Origin of the sequence: Sneathiella sp. HT1-7 (assembly GCF_020731145.1) — a bacterium.
GTDB lineage: Bacteria > Pseudomonadota > Alphaproteobacteria > Sneathiellales > Sneathiellaceae > Sneathiella.
Window position 1 is genome coordinate 90,399 of sequence record NZ_JAJFZN010000006.1, and the last position, 19,396, is coordinate 109,794.

The following is a 19,396-nucleotide window of genomic DNA, read 5'->3' on the forward strand; positions in this document are numbered from 1 at the left end:
ATGAACCTTTCCCTGCTGCTTGTCGGTTGCGGCAAGATGGGGCAGGCAATGCTCGGTGGTTGGATCGATCATGATATCGATCCGGCCAATATTGTTGTCATCGATCCCAATTCTGATAACCTTGACGTTGCCCTGAAGCTGGGTTGTCTGGGCCTAAGTTCCGCATCTGAAATCCCAAGTGATTTTCAACCGGATGTGATTGTCCTCGCCGTCAAGCCGCAGGTTATTGGTGATGTCCTGCCGATGTTTCGGGCTTTTGCTGAGAAGGGAAGCCTTGTTATTTCGATTGCTGCGGGCACGAGAATTGAAACGTTCGAAACGGCGTTTGGTAAGGCCTCCGCCATTGTTCGGGCGATGCCTAATACCCCCGCCGCCATTCATCAGGGAATGATTGTCTGCTGTCCCAATGGACATGTTTCTTCCGGTCAGAAGGATTATTGTGACCGCCTTATGTTGGCTATTGGATCAGTTGCCTGGATTGAAGAAGAAGGTTTTATGGATGCGGTAACCGGGTTGTCCGGCTCAGGCCCCGCCTATGTTTTTTATATGATTGAAGCGATGACAGCTGCCGGTTTAAAAGCCGGATTGCCTGAAGACCTGGCCGTGCAGCTTGCGCAGGAAACCGTTGCCGGGGCAGGGGCCCTTGCCCGTCAATCTGAGGAGACAGCAGCACAGCTTCGAAAAAACGTCACAAGCCCGAACGGTACGACCGCCGCAGGGCTTGATGTGCTGATGAACGAGAAGAATGGCCTTGGCCCTTTGATGGAAAAGACTGTCGCGGCCGCTACTGCTAGATCCAAAGAACTGGGTTAAGTAAATAAACTCTACGATATTCTCTTTAAAGGTGTGCAAAAATATCTATATACTCTTTATGCTCATGGTGAGGATAGAGTAATGAGTGATAAAACTGACCCGAAGACACCTACGAACACAACATCGGCGTCTACAAGTGACGATGGGAGTGCCGCGTCCAGTAGTGGCGGCGCGCCGATCGTTGCAGGCGGGCTGATGATTCCCGATCTCAGCGCTATCACAACAATGCAGAATGATAATATGCAGAAGATGACGGCGGCGGTACAGGCCGCGTCGAAAGGCCTGCAAGATATCGTTGCTGCGCAGCGCTCGACTTTGCAGCAGACGGTTGGCAATTTGCAGACGTCACTCAACAGCTCAGTCGGAACGGCAAAAGCAGGTGAGGGGGCAACCCCTGATATCCAGTCGGAGATCGATAACTTGAACCTTACCGTCGACAACCTGAGCAAGGCGGCGGACACGCTAACGGCGTCGACCAGCAAGTCTTTTGACGCCATTAACAAATCAATGGAGCAATCGCTGGCCACGATTGAGCAGGTTGCGGAGAAATTTTCTTCTGGCGGATGATTTTCGTATCATTTTGCAATAGCATCTTCGAAACTAAGGAGATGCGAAAGATATGACAGAACAAATTACATTTGATGATTTTTTGAAGGTGGATATTCGCGTTGGAATGGTGGTGGAAGCGGTTGAGTTTCCCGAAGCCCGCAAACCCGCCTACAAGCTGAAGATAGATTTTGGGGGTGATTTTGGCATTCGCAAAAGTTCTGCTCAAATTACAGTACTTTATAAGCCGGAAGAGCTTGTGGGGCGGCGCGTGATGGCAATAGTGAATTTTCCACCACGGCAGATCGGACCGTTTATGTCAGAAGTCTTGGTGCTGGGCTTCAGCGATGCGGAGGGGAATATCTCCCTTGCGAGACCGGATCATGATGTGCCGATAGGTGGCCGCCTTCACTAATCTGAAAAGGAGGAGAGTAGAATGATGGCCGATGCCAATGATGACAACAATGATAATGATATGCCTGTGCCGCCGGACCTTACGTCGCTGTTTCAGAAACAAACCCAGCAGATAAATGATGCCTGCGAAAAGGCAAGTCAGGCTTTTTCCGTGTTCAAAACCCGGGATTCAGATGTCGCCAGTCTGACGCAAAGCCTGAATAGCGAAGTCAATGAAGTTTTTATGATGGCCAAGGCGGCAAAAACACCGCAGTTGGCCATGGCGACCATTCCGCCGGTTCTCGCTCTTGCTAATACCGCGTTTGCAAAAGTGCCGGTCACTGACCAGAAGGCTGTCAGTGAAATTCAGCAGGCATTTGCCCCGTTTGGTAAATAATTCAGCTCTAGAGCGGCAGGCGGATTTCGATCCGCAAGCCGCCTGCTGGCGCCTCTCCAAGTGAAATCTGTCCGCCGTGCCCGTGAATGACGTCGCGTGCGATTGTCATCCCAAGGCCACTGCCGCCCGTTTCCGTGTTACGAGAAGGATCCAAACGGAAAAACGGACGAAATACATCCTTTCGCTTATTCTTCGGTATGCCGGGACCATCATCATCAATAAGAATAACTATCTCTGAATTGGTCGCCTTGACAGTGATCCATATCTCTTTTGCATAGCGTGCTGCATTGTTGATCAGATTCGTAATACAGCGTTTGAAACTGCTGGGCCTTATTTCAGCATGAAGGCTCTTCGGTGTTTCCAATGAAACCGCTGTGCCTTGACGGCGTGCATTCATAACGATGTCCTGGAAAAGCTCTGTGACGTCCGTTTCCTCGACCGTCTCCGCCTCCTGTCCGCGGGCAAAGGCGAGATATCCCTCAACCATCTTTTCCATGTCGGCCACGTCACCCTCAAGACTGGCCTTGCTTTCATCGTCCCCCGGCATCATCGCAAGCTGCAGCTTCATGCGAGTCAGCGGTGTGCGAAGATCATGACTGACCCCGGCCAGCATTTCCGTCCTTTGGGTGATTTGGCGAAGAATGCGATGCTTCATTACGTGAAAGGCACGAGAGGCAGATCGGATTTCCTGTGCGCCGCTCGGTTTGAAATCATCAACGAACTGGCCCTTGCCAAATTGTTCTGCTGCAGTCGCGAGTTGGCGGATAGGGCGCATCTGATTGCGCAGAAAAAGAAGTGCAACACCTAATAGGACAAGAGAGATGGCGACCATCCACATGACGAAAATATAGGTCGTCGTGGAAAAGAGCCGCTTGTCACGGACAATGACTTGCAACACACCGTCGGGAAGTTGGATCAGTAGGATAACGGATTCGAGTTTTTTGTTGGTTGAGATATTGAAAGACCGAGCGGGTAGGCTCTCCTTCAATGCGTTCACCAGATGGCTCTCCAAAAAGCCGTAGTTTTGCTGCTTGTCACTACCCTCGGGGAGCCGTGCTTGTGGATCGATGCTGACAGCGAGGCGCATTTGTCCCCGTGCGATGTTGAGGATGTCCGCTTCTGCCGTTTCGCCGGGAAATCGATCGCGAAGAGAAATGACGGCGGCTACATCGCCAGCAACCCCTTGCGCAAGACGCCGGGCGACGTCATCCCAATGACGTTCATAAAAAATGTAGGTTACGAGAATTTGCAGCAGCAGGATGGGAAGTACCACAATTAGGATTGATCTCCCGAACAGCGTCCGGGGCATCATGTTCTTAATAAAACCCGCCGTGATCTGGTGGTATATTTTCCGAATTATGGCTAGTCCGCCCATAGAACATATCCTTCACCCCGAACAGTTTGAAGATGTCGGGGTGATTTTGGGTCCTCTTCAATCTTGCGTCTGAGGCGCGTGATTTGCACATCAACGGCGCGGCCCTGGCTACCGCTCGACAGAGAAAGATCCTCACGACTAATGGGAACACCGGGCATGGCGGCGAGAGATTTTAGTAGAATCGATTCACCCGAAGTCAGATTGATAATCGTTCCGTCCTTTAACAGCTCGCCGCGCTCCAGGTTGAAGGTGAAGGCACCGAATTGCAGCTCTTTCAGCTTTTCCGTCTTGGATCGTCGCAGAATTGCGTCAATACGCAGCAATAGTTCTCGTGGTTCAAAAGGTTTACTGAGGTAATCATCCACGCCGACCTCAAGCCCAAGAATGCGATCTTCGGCATCTCCCATCGCGGTTAGCATCAAGATAGGCATTTCCCGGCTCATCCCGGGCCCGCGCCGCATTCGACGCACCAGATCGATCCCATCTCCCCCCGGCATCATCCGATCCAGTACAATCAGGTCAAAGAAGAAGCCAACCATCTTGTCTTCAGCAGTTTCCGCGCTGGGTGCTGTGGAAACGCGGTACCCGTTATCCATAAGAAATTTCTTCAAGAGGGATAACAACCGCGTATCGTCATCCACAACCAAAATATGAGGGGCGTTATCCATCACCATTGGCTATCCGTTGCGCTTCGTTGTCATGTTTTCAGGATCCGGCTCAGAACGGTGTCGCGATTTGTCTCGTCGATCAGGCCCGTGAGAACCTTCCGATAGCCCGCAACCGCTTCTCCGCCAGCTTCTCGAAAGGCGTTGGCGACAAGCTCCCGCTGCACACGGCTCACTTTTTGCTCTAGATGGCGGCCTTCTTCTGTCAGATAGAGGCAGCGTTGCCGTCGGTCTTCTTCTCCTTGCCGCTGCTCGACAAATCCTCGCTGGATAAGGTTGCTGAGAACCCGGTTCAGGCTTTGTTTTGTGATTCGTAAAATATCGAGTAGTTCCGACACGGTCATGCCTTCATTGCGTCCGACAAAGTGAATCACCCGATGATGTGCCCGGCCAAATTTATAGTCTTTCAGGATCTCATCTGGACCGGCGGTGAAGTCGCGATAGGCAAAAAACAGGAGTTCTATTGCCTGACGCAGTTCTTCTTCGCGCAGGAAGAGGGGATTATTTATGGATTTTACGTCAGTCATGTTGACATATATTTCTTATAATGTTACAAAATCATCGTTCGGTTCGACATAATCGAACTTATTTTTGGGAATATACGATATTATAATAACGCAAGGTGCTTCAAAATGGATACCTCCTCTTTTGCCGAACGTGATGGCTTTATCTGGTTGAATGGTAAACTCGTACCATGGCGCGATGCAAACATCCATGTCCTTACACATGGATTGCATTATGCCAGCAGTGTGTTTGAAGGGGAACGGGTCTATGACGGTGAAATTTTCAAGCTTGAAGAACATACGGATCGGTTGATCGAATCTGCACGAATTCTTGGCTTCACGCTTGAGCAGACCGCAGAAGAAATAAATGAAGCATCACGCCAGACCGTCTTGGCGAACAAAATCGTTGATGGCTATGTCCGCCCGATTGCGTGGCGCGGCTCGGAGATGATGGGCGTCTCGGCGCAAAACAATCGTATCAATTTAGGCATCGCCGCCTGGGTTTGGCCGAGCTATTTCTCACCCGAGGCCCGCATGAAGGGCATTCGGTTGAAACTTTCTAAGTGGAAGCGGCCCTCTCCTGAAACAATCCCGACCCAGTCCAAAGCCGCGGGTCTTTACATGATCTGTACACTGAGCAAGCATGACGCTGAGGCCGAAGGCTTTGATGATGCGTTGATGTTGGACTATCGCGGTCGTGTAGCTGAGTCGACAGGGGCGAATATCTTCTTTACCAAAGGCGGCGTCCTCCATACGCCAACACCGGATTGTTTCCTGGATGGTATTACGCGGCGGACGGTGATTGATCTTGCAAAAGCGCGTGGGATCGAAGTTGTAGAGCGCGCGATCATGCCCGAAGAAATGGCTGACTTTGATGAATGCTTCCTGACGGGGACTGCAGCAGAAGTAACGCCAGTCAGCAGTATCGATACTTATCAGTTTACGCCCGGTGATATTTGCGCACAGCTTATCAAGGACTATGAAAACTGCGTCCGCAGAAAGATTGCCGCATAAAACTGCTAAAATAGGCTATATTTCATACCCGTCTTAACCATGTTGAGACGGGTATTTTGATTTTTGTGTAATTTCATTTAAAATAGCGCCTATATATATAAGGAATTGATTAAGCCGTAGACTAATCGGGACACTGGATCATTATGAAAGCAAGGCGTTTTTCTCTGGCTTTGGGGCTGGTTTTTCTGAGTACACAGTTTGTTCAGGCAAGTTTTGAAAAAGGGCAGGAGGCTCTGGATCGAAATGATGCCTCCACAGCTATTGAAGAATTGCGACCGGTAGCAAAGCGCGGTGATGCCCGGGCTCAATATGCGCTCGGCCAAATTCTCGAGAACGGAGCAGATGGCGTTGATGCGGATTTGGTTGAGGCCTATGCTTGGTTCAAGTTAGCTGCTGCTCAGGATTTTGAGGAAGCAAGCACTGCAATTGATCGGCTTCGCGATTTAATGTCTACGGATGATCTCCGCGCGGCACAAGAGCGCTCCTTTGCGGCGTTGGGATTCTGGTATCGTGATTTCACAGGGCAGGATGAAGCCGCTTTTCAGGAGGCAAAAGCAACGCTGGCTGTGCCGCAAGGGCAATCCGCTCCTGTTACCGAGAGTTCACTCGCCGAGCAACGGGCCGCCGCACAGCGTGAGTTGATCGCACAGCGTAAAGCAGATGCAGAGGCAAAAGAAAAAGCACTTGAAGATAGCCGTCATGCTGCAATTCTGGCCGCACAGCAGGCTGCCGAAAAAGCCAAGCGCCAGGCCGAACTCAGAGAGCAGAAAATTGAGGAGCAGCGACGCGCGATTGCCCAGAAGGATGCCCAGCAAAGCCAGTCCAGCCTTGCCGCGGCAAAAGCACGTCTTGCAGACTTGATGGCCAAGCAACAAGGTGGCGCGGTATCGACCGCGTCGTCAGCCTCCAAGCCAGTGGCGGAGGCAAAGATTGAGCCGAAAGTTTCGGAAACGTCGCAGGAAGTGGCTACTATTAGTAAAAAGCCAACCGTGAAAGCGGCAGCCCTTGAAACCGAAATTGAAAGTGCCCCCACGCCGTCGACGACGAAAGACGCGGTTGCCGCGCCGCAAAAAGTAGCTCTTGCAACAACTTCCGATCCGGTAAAGAGCCAAGGTTCGCAAGAGGTGACAAATCCTCCTCTGACGAAATCTAAAACAGAGGCCCTCGCGGCATTTAAATCGCTCGATGGGTTGGATAAAGACGCGGTTGAGGAAATATTCGAACAAGCGAAGATTGCCGATCTGAATAATTCTGAGGCGCAATCTGAAATCGAGAAATCGCTGGTGCGGATTGAGGCGTTGAAATGGTCACTTATTTCCGGCGCGAAGGGTGATAACGCTGCTCCAAAAATGAACAAGGTACTGATGTCCAAAATGTCTTCAGTACAAATCGCGGAAGCAAACCGGCTTGCCGGTGAGTGGCTGATTGAACAGCAGAAAGAGCTTTAATCAAGCAGGATAAGTGTTCCGCGTTGTCTAAGAATCTGAGTTCCAGCGTTTCGCGGCTTTGAGATCGCTTTCACGCTCCTTCACCCAGTTCGTTTCACCACTTGCATTCATTTCCTGTTTCCAGAAGGGGGCCTTGGTTTTAAGCCAGTCCATCAGGAAATGCGCAGCCTCAAACGCGTCTTGTCGATGCGGTGAGGCCGTAATAACCAGTACAATTGGCTCCCCAAGTGCCATATCCCCATAGCGGTGTATGATCAGGCAATCCTGCAGGTTCCAGCGTTCCCTTGCGTCATCTTCAATTTTTGAAAGCTCCCGTTCGGTCATGCCGGGATAATGCTCCAGACTGAGGCCGGTGACTTTAGTTCCATCGTTAAAATCGCGGACAAGGCCGGTGAAACTGACAACGGCACCAATGTCGGTGCGCCCGTTCGTCAATGTCTCAATTTCCTTGCCAATATCGAATATGTCGCGCTGGACGCGGATCATTCTACCCTCCTGTCACGGGCGGGAAAAAGGCAACTTCATCTTCATTTTTAAGGGCCGTATTGCCAGTGATATATTCCTGATTAACCGCAACCCTGACGACCTCAAGATCACTGAAAACCTCCGCGAATGTAGGTCCGCGCGTTTTCATCCAACGGACAAGGCTATCGGTATCGGGACATTCTTCCGACCAAGGGATGGTTTCCTCAGTCATCTGTAATTTGGTTTTCAGCCAGGCAAAATAGAGAATTTTCAACTCATCAACTCCGAAAAGGGGAGAAAAGTGACCATATCCCCTTTGTTTATATAGGTGACGTCGTCCCCGATTTCGATTAATCCGTTTGCCCAGATGGCGGACGACAGAATACCGGAGCCTTCCGTCGGGTATTTTTCGGCTCTTCCGGAGCCGTCTTTTGAGACAGAATATCGACCGCGTAGCCATTCAGTCCGTCCGGATTTTTTCTTCATGCTGAACTCTGCTGCCGCGCGGAAAGACAGGGGCGGTTCTATGGCTGCACCGCTTAAGGTTTTGATCAGTGGCCGGACAAACAGCAACGTGCAGACAAGAGCCGCGATCGGGTTTCCTGGCAAGCCGACAAAGGCAGTATTGCCGATTTGACCGAGGGCAAGTGGGCGCCCCGGCTTGATCGCAATTCGCCAGAAATGCAAATGGCCAATATCGCTGAGTGCAGTTCTGACATGATCCTCATCCCCCATGGAAACACCGCCGGAGGTAAGAACCAGATCATGATCTTTTGCGGCTTCATTCAGGGCTGCCCGGACGATGGGAAGTCGGTCTTTCAAGATGTCAAGGTCAGTGACTGAGCATCCAAGATTGTTGAGTAGGCCAGCTAGGATCAACCGATTGCTGTCGTAGATGCTTGTTGTGGAAGCAGCCTCCCCGGGGTTGATTAATTCATCTCCTGTGGAGAAAAGAGCGACCTTGAGGCGCTTGAAAACATGAACCGTTCCCAGTCCGACAGAGGCAAGATATCCAAGTTCCTGTGGGCGAAGGCGTGTACCTTTTCTCAGCAGGACCTCGCCCTTGCGAATATCCTCACCCGTCTTGCGGCAGTTGGCGCCGGCCTTCAGTCCGGTTGGCAGGATGACTTGATTGTCCTGCAATGAGATATCTTCGACCATGGCAATTGTATCAAAGCCATCCGGCATGATCGCCCCGGTCAGTATCTTGACCATAGTATTGGGTGTTGATGTGCCTTTCCAGGGGTGGCCTGCCTTGCTTTGCCCTGCAATGCTGTATGGTCTATCGGGATCCTTTTCATAGTCTGAAAACCGAAAGGCGTATCCATCAACGGCGGAATTATCCGAAGGCGGCACATTTCTCGGGGCGATGATATCTTCTGCGACGATGCGGCCGCCCGCCTCGAACAGGGATATACTCTCGGTGGCGACAACGGGAGCTGCGGCGGCAGATATTTTTTCAAGTGCTTCTGTCGCGCTGATCATTTCCGGCGGATTTGCAAAGCAATCGTTAGCCAGCCGTGCCATGGGTGGTCTCCTCCAGCTTGAAAAACTGAACGATAAACTCCGCGATGGCGTTTTCATCATTCAAATCAAGAACCGGGACAGGTGCAGAGTAGGACAGATCGGGGGTTGCCAGTGCGATAATATTGCTATCCGAGGTAACCCTTGGTTCTGTGCCGCTTTCCCGCCGCCATACCTCAATTTTTGGGAAATCTTCAGACTTGAATCCTTCGACCAGGAGAATATCAACGGGGGTCATCTTGGCGATCAGATATTCAAGACGCGCCTCACCGCTGCCATGGTTTTCATGCATCAGGGCCCAGCGGCTTGATGATGAAATCAGTACTTCCTCGGCTCCGGCCTCCCGATGTCGATAGGAATCCTTGCCCGGCGTATCAATATCGAATTTGTGATGCGCGTGCTTGATTGTAGAAACCTTGATGCCGCGTTTGATCAGCGCTGGGATCAATCGCGTCAACAGAGTCGTTTTGCCGTTTCCGCTCCAGCCTGAGATGCCGATTATTTCCATGCGTCAATTGCCCATATCCGTGCGACTATGACCCTTCTTCCATCATATGCTTGAGGCCGAGGCGTAAATAGTCATATCCAGTCCAGACTGTAAGCAAGCCGGCCATCCAGAGCAATATTTGACCGATCAGAATGGCGTCGAACTGGCCTTCAACAGCGGGCCCTCCCAACAGGAAGCAAAGGGCAAATATCTGCGCGGCGGTCTTCCATTTGGCAAGTTTACTGACCGGCATGCCAATCCGTAGTTCTGCGAGATATTCACGCAATCCGGATACCATTATTTCACGGCAGAGAATAATTGTGGCGGGGATAAGATCCCATTCCCCAATCCGACCGATGCCAACGAGAACGAACAGAACCGAGGCAACAAGCAACTTATCAGCGACGGGATCCATAAACCGTCCGAGATTTGATGTTTGCCGATAGCGTCGTGCGAAATATCCGTCGAGAAAATCTGTTATCCCGGCGGCAATAAAAAGGCCAAGCGGCACCCAGCTTCCCAAATTACCGGGTAGAAACAGGGCCGCCAGCAGAAGAGGAATGACAACGATACGAGAAAGTGTCAGTAAATTAGGTAAGCTTGATAGCATGAGTTATGTGACGCCAACGGCTGATTAAAAAAACAGTATAGGCACGCGACTGGGTGAATTAAAGAGCAGAAATCAGCTTTCTTCGTGGAAAAACTGATAGATGGTTTCGGCAGTTGCACGGGATATGCCTTCTACCGCCTGCAGATCGCTAAGCGCGGCTTGTTCGACCCCTTTAGCGGACCCAAACCGGTTGAGAAGTGCCTTCTTGCGTTTGGCGCCGATGCCTGGAATTTCATCAAGCGGCGAGCGTCCGATCGCGCGGGACCGTTTTGCCCGGTGTGTTGAAATGGCGAAGTGATGCACCTCGTCCCGAAGTCTTTGCAGGAAGTAGAGCGTGGGATCCTTTTCAGGGAGTGAAAAAGGAGCTTTTCCGGTCATAAAGAACCGCTCTCGTCCAGCGTTACGGTCTGGTCCCTTAGCAATACCAACAAGAGCGACGTCGTTGACCTCAAGTTCGTCCAAAACCTCTTGCACGACGCTCAGCTGTCCCTGGCCCCCATCAATCAGGATCAGGTCGGGCCATTGCTCCCGTGATCCGGAAACAGCCGGACCTGCTTTGTTTGGATCCTCCTTCTTCAGACGAGAAAAACGCCGTGTCAGAACTTCGCGCATCATGCCGTAATCGTCACCGGGCGCGAGCGCCGTATTTTTGATATTGAACTTGCGATAGGCCTTTTTCTCAAACCCCTCTGGTCCGGCGACTACCATCGCGCCGACAGAATGGGTGCCGGAAATATGGCTGTTATCATAAACTTCTATGCGGGTGGGCGATTCCGTAAGCCCGAACGCCGCAGCAACACCTTCAAGATGTCTACGTTGGCTGGCATTTTCCGCCATGCGCCGCGCCAAGGCGCCTTTCGCGTTCAAGAGGGCATGCTCGACCATTTCCCGCTTTGCGCCCCGTTTTGGCGTTTCAATTTTGACCACGCGTTCGGATGCGATGGACAGAGCTTCCCCGATTAAGTCAGCATCCATGAGTTCATGGCTTGTCCAGATACGCCGGGGCGCACTTCGTCCATCATAAAACTGTCCAATAAAGGCACTCAGAACATCGGCCGGATCGTCTTCCTTATTGTGGCTTGGGTAATGGGCACGGTTGCCGAAATTCTGCCCGGAACGAAGGAAAAAGACCTGAACACAGGTCTGGCCACCTTCTTGAAACGCTGCGATGACATCAACCTCCTCGACACCAGGCAGGTTAATCGTCTGCTTCGACTGGATATGCGCCATCGCTTTAAGCCGGTCACGCTGAACGGCGGCCTGCTCGAAATCAAGCGCATCACTCGCTACCTGCATTCGAACTGCAAGCTTTTCCTGCAACATGTGGCTCTTGCCTGAGAGGAAGCTTCGTGCTTCATCGACGACATCGAGATAATCTTCACGGCTGATGAGCCCGACGCATGGGCCGGAGCAGCGCTTGATCTGATATTGCAGGCAGGGGCGGGTGCGGTTTTGAAACTCTGAGTCCGAGCAAGAGCGTAAGGGAAACAGTCGCTGAAAAGTCGCAAGTGTTTCATTCACGGCACCGGCGGATGCGAAGGGACCATAATATTCGCCTTTACGTGATCTCGCGCCGCGATGCTTTGTAATTTGCGGCCATTCGTGATCGCCGGTAATCAGAATATAGGGGAAGGATTTGTCGTCCCGCAGGATGATATTATAGCGCGGCTTCAGGTTCTTGATCAGGTTGGCTTCGAGGAGCAGCGCCTCCACCTCAGTGTGGGTCGAGACAAATTCCATGGAACGGGTGAGTGAAACCATGCGCATAATGCGCGTCGACTGGCCGGTCATCTTCACATAGGAGCTGACCCGGTTTTTCAGATTTTTGGCTTTCCCGACATAGAGAATCTGACCCGCCGCATCTATCATGCGATAAACACCTGGAGAGGTGGGCAGGTTCTTTAGGAAGCGTTCAATCACCTTGGCGCCGCGGCGGAAAGGTGATTCGCTATTGTCCTCTGTCGATTCTGAGCTTTGCTGCATCATTACTGTTTATCAGGTCGCGAAAAGGAGCGATAGTTTAGTAGGTGGACTTAAAACGATTTTCAGTAAAACACTCTAACTCCCTTATTCGTAAGAGACATTAGAGATCAAAAAAATTGCCTCCAATTTTAGTTGTTACAGTTTTTTTACACTATCCACGAAATCTGTGGAAAACTTTGTGAATAAGCCTCTGACATGCCGCTACAAGTCATGGTAAACCTAGCCTTTGACGACTCTGCTTAATTTTTAGGCAATTTTGTAACCATTTGAATTATATATCATATTTAAAAGTCAAGCCAGAGGCTGCTGGAAAATTGTAATTTTTTTAGGGTGGCGCAAGTGAACTGAAGGCTTTCCGCCGGAATGTGCACAACTATTGCCGAGATTTCGTTAAATTTTACGATTTTTGTGTTTTCTTCGGCGGACTTAAGACTTTCCGCGAATAATTTCAACGCCAACACTTGTGGTGTTTTTGATGGCATTCAGTTTCTCAACTTTCACCGTCACGAGGCTAACTCTATCATTGTCGAGGCAGATAGCGGCGGCTTTCTCGGCGAGCGTTTCGACGAGGTTAACATGCTCGCTTTTGGCCATATTGGTGATGTGATTCGAGATCGTCTCGTAGCAAACGACATTCTTGTAGTTATCGGCGAGAGGGGAAAGAGAATCATCGACCGTCATCTCAATGTTGAAGCGAACGGGCTGTGGCGTGGATTTTTCATGTGCGTAAACACCGATCAGCATGTCCACCATAAGATCGTTGATGAAAACCTTATGTGATGAGGTCGGTCGGGTCATTTGCCCAGGATAAAGAACATTGGCGGTCGTCGACTTATTCATGCACACCTTCTTTCGCCTCGCTTTGATATGTTGGTAGATGCTGGCCACCATCAAGTGAAACAAACTCACCTGTCATGGATTTCGCGGTCAGGATAAACTGGACCGCGCCAGCAATTTCCTCAGGTGTAGGGCCGTACCCTAAGGGAACTGATTTTTGCTGCTGTTTGAATTGCGCCGCCGTCTGTCTTGTATTGGCCAACGTCGGTCCGGGGCCAATGGCATTGACCCGGATATGAGGGGCAAGGGCCATTGCGGTTGTTTGCGTTAATGTCCAGAGTCCTGTTTTGCTCAATGTGTAGGACATAAACTCTGGCCGCAGGTTAAAAACCCGCTGATCAGCAATATTGACAATATTACCCTGCAGTCCCTTAGGGACCTGCCTGGCAAACCCTTGAGTGAGTAGCATCGGCGCCAGAAGGTTGGTGTCGAGATGCTTATGGAAGCTCTCCGCGGTCACATCGGAAATTGTATCCATTTCGAATACGGCGGCATTGTTCACAAGGCAGTTGAGCGGACCAAGGGCATCAGTTGCCGCTTGAATAATTTTTGCGACCTCCACGGCGTCCGACAGATCGGCTTGGATCAATGCGACTGGTACGCCCGATGCAGTAAGATCATCTTTTAAGGCTTCGGCCTGCGATGTTGATTGATGATAGTGCAGCGCAATGCCCCATCCATTATTGGCAAAGGCTTTGGCAATGGCGCGGCCGATACGTTGGCCTGCTCCTGTAATGAGGACATTATTTGGCATTCACGCGATGTTCCGATTTTATTTTATTAATGCACCGGTGCAGCATAGACGCCAGACATACCATAAAACTGTGCAGCGACATAGGCGACATAAGCAACACAAAAGGCTCCGCCCAGAATCCTGCCGATGGGCCTTTTAGAAATAAAAATCGGTATCATGAGGAGTGAGACAAAGAGCATGATCCAGAGATCGAAATGTAAGACCTGCAGGGGGGCTTGCATTGGTTCGACAATTGCGGTTGCGCCAATAATACCCGTGATATTGAACAGGTTGGAGCCGAGCACATTCCCGATCGCAACATCCCCATGGCGGCGAAATGCGGCGATAATAGATGTGGCGAGTTCAGGGAGGGAGGTTCCGAGTGCGACGAGCGTCAAGCCGATGATTTCATCAGAAACACCAGCGATCCGCGCGATGGTTTCTGCGCCCTGCACAAGCAAATGGGCGCCAAGTACCAGGCCGAGCAGGCCCATCAGAACGAAGAATATGCTGATGAAGAGATTTTTCGGCATATTCTGCTCATACTCCTCCAAGGCCTCTTCCGCACCTTCGTCCCCTTCTTTTCGGGCGCGATAGTAGGACCGGAGCACGACAGCGGCAAGGAATGCAACTAGCAGAGCGCCTTGCCAGATTTGGATCGTCCCATTCCAAGCCAAAACCATGAAGAGGATGGAGCCGGAAACCATGATGAGGCAGTCGCGCAGTGCGGAGCGTGTGTCGCAGACAAGCGGATAAATCAGAGCAGGGACACCTATGACCAGCAAAATATTGGCAATATTGCTACCAATCACATTACCGAAAGCTATCCCCGGGGCACCATCTAGTGCGGCCTGTATACATACCACCAGTTCTGGCGCCGAGGTACCAAAGGCGATTATCGTAAATCCAATAACCAGTTTGGACACGCCTAATTGCTCGGCAAGGGCAACCGAGCCCCGGACGAGGAGTTCACCGCAAACCAGAAGAATTACCAGACCAGCAGCTACTTGTAGGTACATCATAAAGGGCATACACCCCGGGACTGATTTCCCGTTACACTCATCCAGTCACCACTGTTCCAAGAAGACGATTGGTTGTTATATAGACATGGCTAGGTACCAGTAAAAGAGCAAAAGGCACTAATTTCGCGTCATTTAAGGTAGACCGTTGCTTTTAGGAGAGGATACGGCAGTGGTATTGCGGGATATTCGGGAGCGTAACGTCAGTATTTTCGCTCGATTACATACCCCTTTTCTTCAAGAAGAGAGAGAATTCCCTCGTCCCCCGGAAGGTGAAGAGCGCCTACTCCAACAAATACATTTCCGCGGGCAAGTTCAGGAAGCATCCGTTCCACCATGCGATGGTTCCGTATATAGATAAGGTCCGCTGTCATGATTTTATTGAGTGCTGAACTCACGCCTGCAAGGGTTTCCTCAAGATCGCAGGCAATCCAGCCAGTATTGCCGGAAAGATAATAGCTTGTCATTTTCTCGAGTTCTTCATCAAGCTCGGAATGTTCGGCCATCGCCTGATCCAGATATTCAAGTTGCACGGTTGGCGGCATGGTGTCAAAAATGTCCAATTGTTCCTTATTACTTTCGAGGGCGACCACGCGTTTTCCGGCTATTCTAGCTGATTTCTCCAGCTCCTTGTCGAGCAGGGTTAAGGAACGACCTGTTTTTCCGCTCGCGGGCAGCGGCTGACTTATAATCGTTGCAGCTGCCCAGACCTTGATCCGGTCGAGCGTCGCAGGCGACATGCCGTAGGGCGTAACAAGTTTGGCAAGGCTGTCAAACCGCTCAGCGCCAATTTTCTCTCGCAGGCTTTCCCCAGGGCGGAGGAGTAACCGCTGCTGATTACGGGCAAGCTCGTCATCCTTCAGGGAAGTTTCGAAAACCGCCGTGCTGGACGCGATGAAAACCTGCATGACGACGCCGGGAAGGTATAGAATGCGCGGATCCCGTGAATGCATGGTGCCAAAAATATAGCTCGGCGGCACGCCTTCCCGCGAGAGCTTCCAGAGCCGCCCTTCGTCGAAAGGTCGATCAATGCAATTCTCCGGCGGAAGCGGCTCGGCGAGAGCAGGAGATGAAAGGCCCATAAACAGGGACAGAAAAATAGAGGTAAAGAATGCCCTCGCTAGCATCGTCATTGATAAGCCTCGTCGATTGCGAATACGCCAGATAAATCCTAGACTAGCACAAAGTTCTATAATTTCATGTAGTAGCCGGAAAAGGGGCGAAGTGATGATGGCTTATAAATCTCGTCAGATGCTTTTGAGGCAGATATTGGCGTCACTATTGCTCCTAAACCTATTTATTTCGACGGCGCATGCATCGGAAGAGGATGTCGTTGTCTTCGCAGCAGCCAGTACATCTGAGGCTGTTTCAGCGCTTGGTTCTGTCTTCGAAAAGCGAACTGGATTCCCAGTGATTGCCTCCTTCGCCGGAAGTGGAACTCTTGCGCGTCAGATCAAGGAAGGCGCGCCGGCAGATATATTCATTTCCGCGAATTTGTCTTGGATGGACTATCTCGAACAGGCAGCACTGATCGAGAAGGGGAGTCTGATAACAATTGCGTCCAATAACCTAATCCTCGTGGCCCCAAATGAGGCCATGCTTCCCGATCCTTTCAAATTTGAGAACTTTCCGGCCATTCTCGGATCCGGACGGTTGGCTATCGGCAATCCTGCACATGTGCCTGCGGGCACTTATGCGAAGGCAGCGCTTGAATCACTTGGGCTGTGGAAGAAGATTGAGGGTAATCTGGTGATGCTGCCAAATGTCCGGGCGGTTCTGGCCCTTGTGGAAAGAGGGGAAGCACCGTTCGCCATCATCTATGAAACGGATATGCGGCTTGCCAGAAATATTCAACTCGCCGCCATATTTCCGCGTAGTTCCCATCCGGCAATCTCTTATGCAATGGCAAAGATCAAGGGGAATGACGGCCATTCAACTGATCTATTTTATAAATTTGTGCGATCAGCAGAGGGGCAGGAAATTCTCCGGCGGCATGGCTTCCTCGTGCTAGAGAATTAGCCGTTACGGGACCGGCCGCCAAGCACATGGCCGCTACCTGACCTTCCTTTGCTTGAACGGCCTTGCGGTCGGCCAGTATTCGGACCGCCGATGCCAAGCTCACGATCTTGCAACTTTTTGATCTCATCGCGAAGGCGCGCTGCTTCCTCAAATTCCAAATCTCCGGCAGCTGTGCGCATTTTCTTCTCAAGGTCTTCGATATGGGCTTCAAGATTATGCCCGATCATATGACTCGCGTCTTCGAGACCCAGACTGACGTTATAATGATCTTGCTCATAGACGCTCTGCATGACGTCGCCAATATTCTTTCGAATAGATACGGGGGTAATGCCATGTTCTGCGTTGAACGCCTCCTGCTTATCCTTGCGCCGTTTGGTCTCGTCCAGCGCGAACTGCATGCTTTTGGTAATCTTATCCGCATAGAGGATGACGCGGCCATCCACATTTCGTGCCGCACGGCCAATTGTCTGGATTAATGAGGTGGAGGATCGCAGGAAACCTTCCTTATCTGCATCGAGAATAGCGACAAGCGCACATTCGGGGATGTCCAGACCTTCGCGAAGAAGGTTGATACCCACCAGAACATCAAAAGTGCCTAATCGGAGGTCGCGGATAATTTCTATGCGTTCCAACGTATCAATGTCTGAATGGAGATACCGAACCTTAATCCCGTTCTCATGAAAATACTCGGTCAGGTCTTCCGCCATTTTCTTGGTCAGTGTCGTGACGAGTACGCGCTCCCCCTTTGCTGCGCAGAGTTTACATTCGCGCATCAGGTCGTCCACCTGTTGATCGACAGGGCGGATAATGCAGTCCGGATCGGTCAGGCCGGTGGGACGAATAACCTGCTCTACGAACGCGCCGCCTGTTCGTTCGAGTTCCCACGGGCCGGGCGTTGCAGAAACAAAAACCGTCTGCGGACGCATGGCCTCCCATTCCTCGAACTTGAGTGGTCGGTTATCCATGCAGGATGGCAGGCGGAAGCCATAGTCGGAAAGCGTTGATTTACGGCGGAAGTCACCTTTATACATCGCACCGATCTGGCTGACGGTAACATGGCTCTCGTCAACCATCAGCATGGCGTTGTCTGGTAGATATTCAAACAAGGTTGGCGGTGGTTGCCCCGCACCGCGGCCGGAAAGATAGCGAGAGTAATTCTCGATCCCGGCGCAAGCGCCCGTCGCCTCCATCATTTCAAGGTCAAACATGGTCCGCTGTTCAAGGCGTTGCGCTTCAAGCAGCTTGTTCTGTGCCTCAAACTCTACAAGGCGGGATTTAAGCTCCTGCTTAATTTTCTCCTGCGCCTGCTTTAATGTTGGTTTTGGCGTCACGTAATGGCTGTTTGCGTAAATGCGCACTTCGGAAAGGCTTCCCGCTTTCTCCCCCGTCAGGGGGTCAAACTCCGTAATACTTTCCAGCTCATTGCCGAAAAGCGAGAGGCGCCAGGCGCGATCCTCCAAATGGGCCGGAAAAATCTCAACGGTGTCGCCGCGTACGCGGAAAGTGCCACGCGTAAAACTCGCATCATTGCGACGGTACTGAATTTCCACCAGCTGACGGAGAAGGTTCTGGCGGTCAAACTCCTTGCCGACTTTCAGATCCAGGGTCATCTCGCTATAGGTTTCAACAGAACCAATACCGTAAATACAGGAGACCGAGGCGACGATGATCACATCGTCCCGTTCAAGAAGGGCGCGTGTGGCGGAATGGCGAAGACGATCGATTTGCTCATTCACCGAGGCGTCTTTTTCAATATAAGTATCTGTCCGGGCAACATAGGCCTCGGGCTGATAATAGTCATAATAAGAGACAAAATACTCAACGGCGTTGTTGGGGAAGAACGCTTTCATCTCGCCATAGAGCTGCGCGGCGAGCGTTTTGTTATGAGCGAGAATGAGGGTGGGGCGTTGCATTTCCTCAATGACCTTGGCCATCGTGAAGGTTTTTCCGGAGCCAGTTACGCCCAGAAGAACCTGATCTTTTTCATGCTGTTTTATGCCCGCGACAAGGTCTTTTATTGCCTCTGGCTGGTCGCCAGCGGGTTCATATTCCGAAACAACTTCAAATGCGATGCCGCCTTCAGATTTTTCGGGCCGGAGAGGGCGATGGGGAATGAACAGCGCCGAGGCGTCTTCCAATCCGGATGTTTCATTTTTGTTCTCAATCTGCATAGATTGGTTATAGGGTGCCTGCCTTGAAATTTCCAACTATATCTGAGTAAGTTTAGGAAATTTGATGATTGATGGTTGCGAGCAATATTGTGATTTAAGGGTGCCACCCGGACGTCCTTGGACAGGGGGAAGGGGAAAGTTCCGGGCGGCGGCTTGAAAGACTTATGACTGCCAGAAAGTTTTGCCAGTTTCGGCTTTCACTTCTGAGGCGGAAAGCCCCATGTCGGTCAAATATTGTTTGTCCAGATCGGCAAGCTGGTACCGCATGGACACCCGTTCCTGCCATTGCAGAATTGTTGAGGCGATGGAACCCATGATCCCGTTGCTGCTAACAAGTCCATTGGCAGGTGCAAGATGCATGTTTCCGCCATTTACGTATGATTTTGTTGCCATT

The 19,396-nt window shown here is 51.2% G+C and carries 22 protein-coding genes; 7 read left to right on the top strand and 15 right to left on the bottom strand.

Features of this window, described 5'->3' with window-relative positions; all coding sequences use genetic code 11:
• The 4 genes from proC to LKE13_RS17880 all read left to right on the top strand — a co-directional run bounded on the left by proC (nt 1) and on the right by LKE13_RS17880 (nt 2,149).
• Nucleotides 1-813, top strand: a complete 813-nt coding sequence (gene proC, locus LKE13_RS17865; protein ID WP_227953082.1) for a pyrroline-5-carboxylate reductase — start codon at nt 1-3, stop codon at nt 811-813.
• Nucleotides 814-894: 81 nt separating this feature from the next.
• Nucleotides 895-1,380 carry a hypothetical protein gene (locus LKE13_RS17870; RefSeq protein ID WP_227953084.1) on the top strand — a complete coding sequence of 162 codons (486 nt, stop codon included), beginning with the start codon at nt 895-897 and terminating at the stop codon, nt 1,378-1,380.
• A 52-nt stretch (nt 1,381-1,432) separates the two neighbouring features.
• The gene (locus LKE13_RS17875; RefSeq protein WP_227953086.1) at nt 1,433-1,774 is read left to right on the top strand and encodes a tRNA-binding protein; all 342 of its coding nucleotides are present in this window, start codon (nt 1,433-1,435) and stop codon (nt 1,772-1,774) included.
• A gap of 21 nt (nt 1,775-1,795) precedes the next feature.
• Complete coding sequence (locus LKE13_RS17880) at nt 1,796-2,149, top strand: hypothetical protein (protein ID WP_227953088.1); 354 nt, start codon at nt 1,796-1,798, stop codon at nt 2,147-2,149.
• A gap of 7 nt (nt 2,150-2,156) precedes the next feature.
• On the opposite strand, the gene LKE13_RS17885 is transcribed toward LKE13_RS17880, so the two are convergent.
• The 3 genes from LKE13_RS17885 to LKE13_RS17895 are packed head-to-tail and all read right to left on the bottom strand — an operon-like array spanning nt 2,157 to nt 4,716.
• Entirely contained in the window at nt 2,157-3,524 is a 1,368-nt protein-coding gene (locus LKE13_RS17885; protein ID WP_227953090.1) for an ATP-binding protein, read from the bottom strand.
• A complete protein-coding gene (locus LKE13_RS17890) occupies nt 3,512-4,198 on the bottom strand; it encodes a response regulator (protein ID WP_227953093.1) in 687 nt (228 codons plus the stop codon). The genes LKE13_RS17885 and LKE13_RS17890 overlap by 13 nt, the downstream gene beginning before the upstream one ends.
• A 23-nt stretch (nt 4,199-4,221) precedes the next feature.
• On the bottom strand, nt 4,222-4,716 hold the full coding sequence (locus tag LKE13_RS17895) for a MarR family winged helix-turn-helix transcriptional regulator (RefSeq protein WP_227953095.1): 495 nt from the start codon (nt 4,714-4,716) through the stop codon (nt 4,222-4,224).
• A 105-nt stretch (nt 4,717-4,821) separates the two neighbouring features.
• Here LKE13_RS17895 and LKE13_RS17900 point away from each other — a divergent pair, with 105 nt between their 5' ends.
• Together LKE13_RS17900 and LKE13_RS17905 are read left to right on the top strand one after the other, a co-directional pair.
• On the top strand, nt 4,822-5,706 hold the full coding sequence (locus LKE13_RS17900) for a branched-chain amino acid aminotransferase (RefSeq protein ID WP_227953097.1): 885 nt from the start codon (nt 4,822-4,824) through the stop codon (nt 5,704-5,706).
• Between the two features lie 143 nt (nt 5,707-5,849).
• Nucleotides 5,850-7,154 carry a hypothetical protein gene (locus LKE13_RS17905; RefSeq protein WP_227953099.1) on the top strand — a complete coding sequence of 435 codons (1,305 nt, stop codon included), beginning with the start codon at nt 5,850-5,852 and terminating at the stop codon, nt 7,152-7,154.
• Between the two features lie 27 nt (nt 7,155-7,181).
• On the opposite strand, the gene LKE13_RS17910 is transcribed toward LKE13_RS17905, so the two are convergent.
• From LKE13_RS17910 to LKE13_RS17955, 10 genes are all read right to left on the bottom strand, one after another.
• Nucleotides 7,182-7,640, bottom strand: coding sequence for a molybdenum cofactor biosynthesis protein MoaE (locus tag LKE13_RS17910; protein WP_227953101.1), 459 nt, complete (start codon nt 7,638-7,640; stop codon nt 7,182-7,184).
• 1 nt (nt 7,641) lies between these two features.
• Entirely contained in the window at nt 7,642-7,893 is a 252-nt protein-coding gene (moaD, locus tag LKE13_RS17915; RefSeq protein ID WP_227953102.1) for a molybdopterin converting factor subunit 1, read from the bottom strand.
• Nucleotides 7,890-9,146: a gephyrin-like molybdotransferase Glp gene (gene glp / locus LKE13_RS17920; RefSeq protein ID WP_227953104.1), complete on the bottom strand. Its 1,257-nt coding sequence runs from the start codon at nt 9,144-9,146 to the stop codon at nt 7,890-7,892. The genes moaD and glp overlap by 4 nt, the downstream gene beginning before the upstream one ends.
• Entirely contained in the window at nt 9,130-9,651 is a 522-nt protein-coding gene (mobB, locus tag LKE13_RS17925; RefSeq protein ID WP_227953106.1) for a molybdopterin-guanine dinucleotide biosynthesis protein B, read from the bottom strand. The genes glp and mobB overlap by 17 nt, the downstream gene beginning before the upstream one ends.
• Nucleotides 9,652-9,676: 25 nt before the next feature.
• Nucleotides 9,677-10,240 (bottom strand): CDP-diacylglycerol--glycerol-3-phosphate 3-phosphatidyltransferase, encoded by a 564-nt coding sequence (gene pgsA / locus LKE13_RS17930; RefSeq protein WP_227953108.1) that lies wholly within the window; start codon nt 10,238-10,240, stop codon nt 9,677-9,679.
• Nucleotides 10,241-10,312: 72 nt separating this feature from the next.
• Complete coding sequence (uvrC, locus tag LKE13_RS17935) at nt 10,313-12,226, bottom strand: excinuclease ABC subunit UvrC (protein WP_227953109.1); 1,914 nt, start codon at nt 12,224-12,226, stop codon at nt 10,313-10,315.
• A gap of 423 nt (nt 12,227-12,649) precedes the next feature.
• Nucleotides 12,650-13,063: a dihydroneopterin aldolase gene (gene folB / locus LKE13_RS17940; RefSeq protein ID WP_227953111.1), complete on the bottom strand. Its 414-nt coding sequence runs from the start codon at nt 13,061-13,063 to the stop codon at nt 12,650-12,652.
• On the bottom strand, nt 13,056-13,814 hold the full coding sequence (locus tag LKE13_RS17945; RefSeq protein WP_227953113.1) for an SDR family oxidoreductase: 759 nt from the start codon (nt 13,812-13,814) through the stop codon (nt 13,056-13,058). Before LKE13_RS17945 ends, folB begins: the two co-directional genes overlap by 8 nt.
• Nucleotides 13,815-13,840: 26 nt before the next feature.
• Entirely contained in the window at nt 13,841-14,815 is a 975-nt protein-coding gene (locus LKE13_RS17950; protein WP_227953115.1) for a calcium/sodium antiporter, read from the bottom strand.
• A 200-nt stretch (nt 14,816-15,015) separates the two neighbouring features.
• Nucleotides 15,016-15,945: a TraB/GumN family protein gene (locus LKE13_RS17955; protein WP_227953117.1), complete on the bottom strand. Its 930-nt coding sequence runs from the start codon at nt 15,943-15,945 to the stop codon at nt 15,016-15,018.
• 94 nt (nt 15,946-16,039) lie between these two features.
• On the opposite strand from LKE13_RS17955, the gene modA reads away from it, so the two are divergent.
• Nucleotides 16,040-16,831 carry a molybdate ABC transporter substrate-binding protein gene (gene modA, locus LKE13_RS17960; RefSeq protein ID WP_227953119.1) on the top strand — a complete coding sequence of 264 codons (792 nt, stop codon included), beginning with the start codon at nt 16,040-16,042 and terminating at the stop codon, nt 16,829-16,831.
• Here modA and uvrB read toward each other — a convergent pair.
• The gene (gene uvrB / locus LKE13_RS17965) at nt 16,828-19,002 is read right to left on the bottom strand and encodes an excinuclease ABC subunit UvrB (RefSeq protein WP_321576154.1); all 2,175 of its coding nucleotides are present in this window, start codon (nt 19,000-19,002) and stop codon (nt 16,828-16,830) included. The two genes, modA and uvrB, sit on opposite strands and share 4 nt — an antisense overlap.
• Before the next feature lie 162 nt (nt 19,003-19,164).
• Nucleotides 19,165-19,395, bottom strand: a complete 231-nt coding sequence (locus LKE13_RS17970) for a DUF1127 domain-containing protein (RefSeq protein WP_227953121.1) — start codon at nt 19,393-19,395, stop codon at nt 19,165-19,167.
• Nucleotide 19,396: the final 1 nt, after the last annotated feature.

Bases quoted from the DNA above. Each gene is read 5' to 3' on its own strand.
- LKE13_RS17905 (WP_227953099.1), top strand. From the start codon at position 5,850: ATGAAAGCAAGGCGTTTTTCTCTGGCTTTGGGGCTGGTTTTTCTGAGT.
- folB (WP_227953111.1), bottom strand. From the start codon at position 13,063: ATGAATAAGTCGACGACCGCCAATGTTCTTTATCCTGGGCAAATGACC.
- LKE13_RS17875 (WP_227953086.1), top strand. From the start codon at position 1,433: ATGACAGAACAAATTACATTTGATGATTTTTTGAAGGTGGATATTCGC.
- LKE13_RS17880 (WP_227953088.1), top strand. From the start codon at position 1,796: ATGATGGCCGATGCCAATGATGACAACAATGATAATGATATGCCTGTG.
- modA (WP_227953119.1), top strand. From the start codon at position 16,040: ATGATGGCTTATAAATCTCGTCAGATGCTTTTGAGGCAGATATTGGCG.
- LKE13_RS17895 (WP_227953095.1), bottom strand. From the start codon at position 4,716: ATGACTGACGTAAAATCCATAAATAATCCCCTCTTCCTGCGCGAAGAA.
- LKE13_RS17870 (WP_227953084.1), top strand. From the start codon at position 895: ATGAGTGATAAAACTGACCCGAAGACACCTACGAACACAACATCGGCG.
- LKE13_RS17970 (WP_227953121.1), bottom strand. From the start codon at position 19,395: ATGGCAACAAAATCATACGTAAATGGCGGAAACATGCATCTTGCACCT.
- LKE13_RS17950 (WP_227953115.1), bottom strand. From the start codon at position 14,815: ATGATGTACCTACAAGTAGCTGCTGGTCTGGTAATTCTTCTGGTTTGC.
- LKE13_RS17945 (WP_227953113.1), bottom strand. From the start codon at position 13,814: ATGCCAAATAATGTCCTCATTACAGGAGCAGGCCAACGTATCGGCCGC.
- LKE13_RS17955 (WP_227953117.1), bottom strand. From the start codon at position 15,945: ATGACGATGCTAGCGAGGGCATTCTTTACCTCTATTTTTCTGTCCCTG.
- LKE13_RS17885 (WP_227953090.1), bottom strand. From the start codon at position 3,524: ATGGGCGGACTAGCCATAATTCGGAAAATATACCACCAGATCACGGCG.
- uvrB (WP_321576154.1), bottom strand. From the start codon at position 19,002: ATGCAGATTGAGAACAAAAATGAAACATCCGGATTGGAAGACGCCTCG.
- proC (WP_227953082.1), top strand. From the start codon at position 1: ATGAACCTTTCCCTGCTGCTTGTCGGTTGCGGCAAGATGGGGCAGGCA.
- LKE13_RS17890 (WP_227953093.1), bottom strand. From the start codon at position 4,198: ATGGTGATGGATAACGCCCCTCATATTTTGGTTGTGGATGACGATACG.
- mobB (WP_227953106.1), bottom strand. From the start codon at position 9,651: ATGGAAATAATCGGCATCTCAGGCTGGAGCGGAAACGGCAAAACGACT.
- glp (WP_227953104.1), bottom strand. From the start codon at position 9,146: ATGGCACGGCTGGCTAACGATTGCTTTGCAAATCCGCCGGAAATGATC.
- LKE13_RS17910 (WP_227953101.1), bottom strand. From the start codon at position 7,640: ATGATCCGCGTCCAGCGCGACATATTCGATATTGGCAAGGAAATTGAG.
- uvrC (WP_227953109.1), bottom strand. From the start codon at position 12,226: ATGATGCAGCAAAGCTCAGAATCGACAGAGGACAATAGCGAATCACCT.
- LKE13_RS17900 (WP_227953097.1), top strand. From the start codon at position 4,822: ATGGATACCTCCTCTTTTGCCGAACGTGATGGCTTTATCTGGTTGAAT.
- pgsA (WP_227953108.1), bottom strand. From the start codon at position 10,240: ATGCTATCAAGCTTACCTAATTTACTGACACTTTCTCGTATCGTTGTC.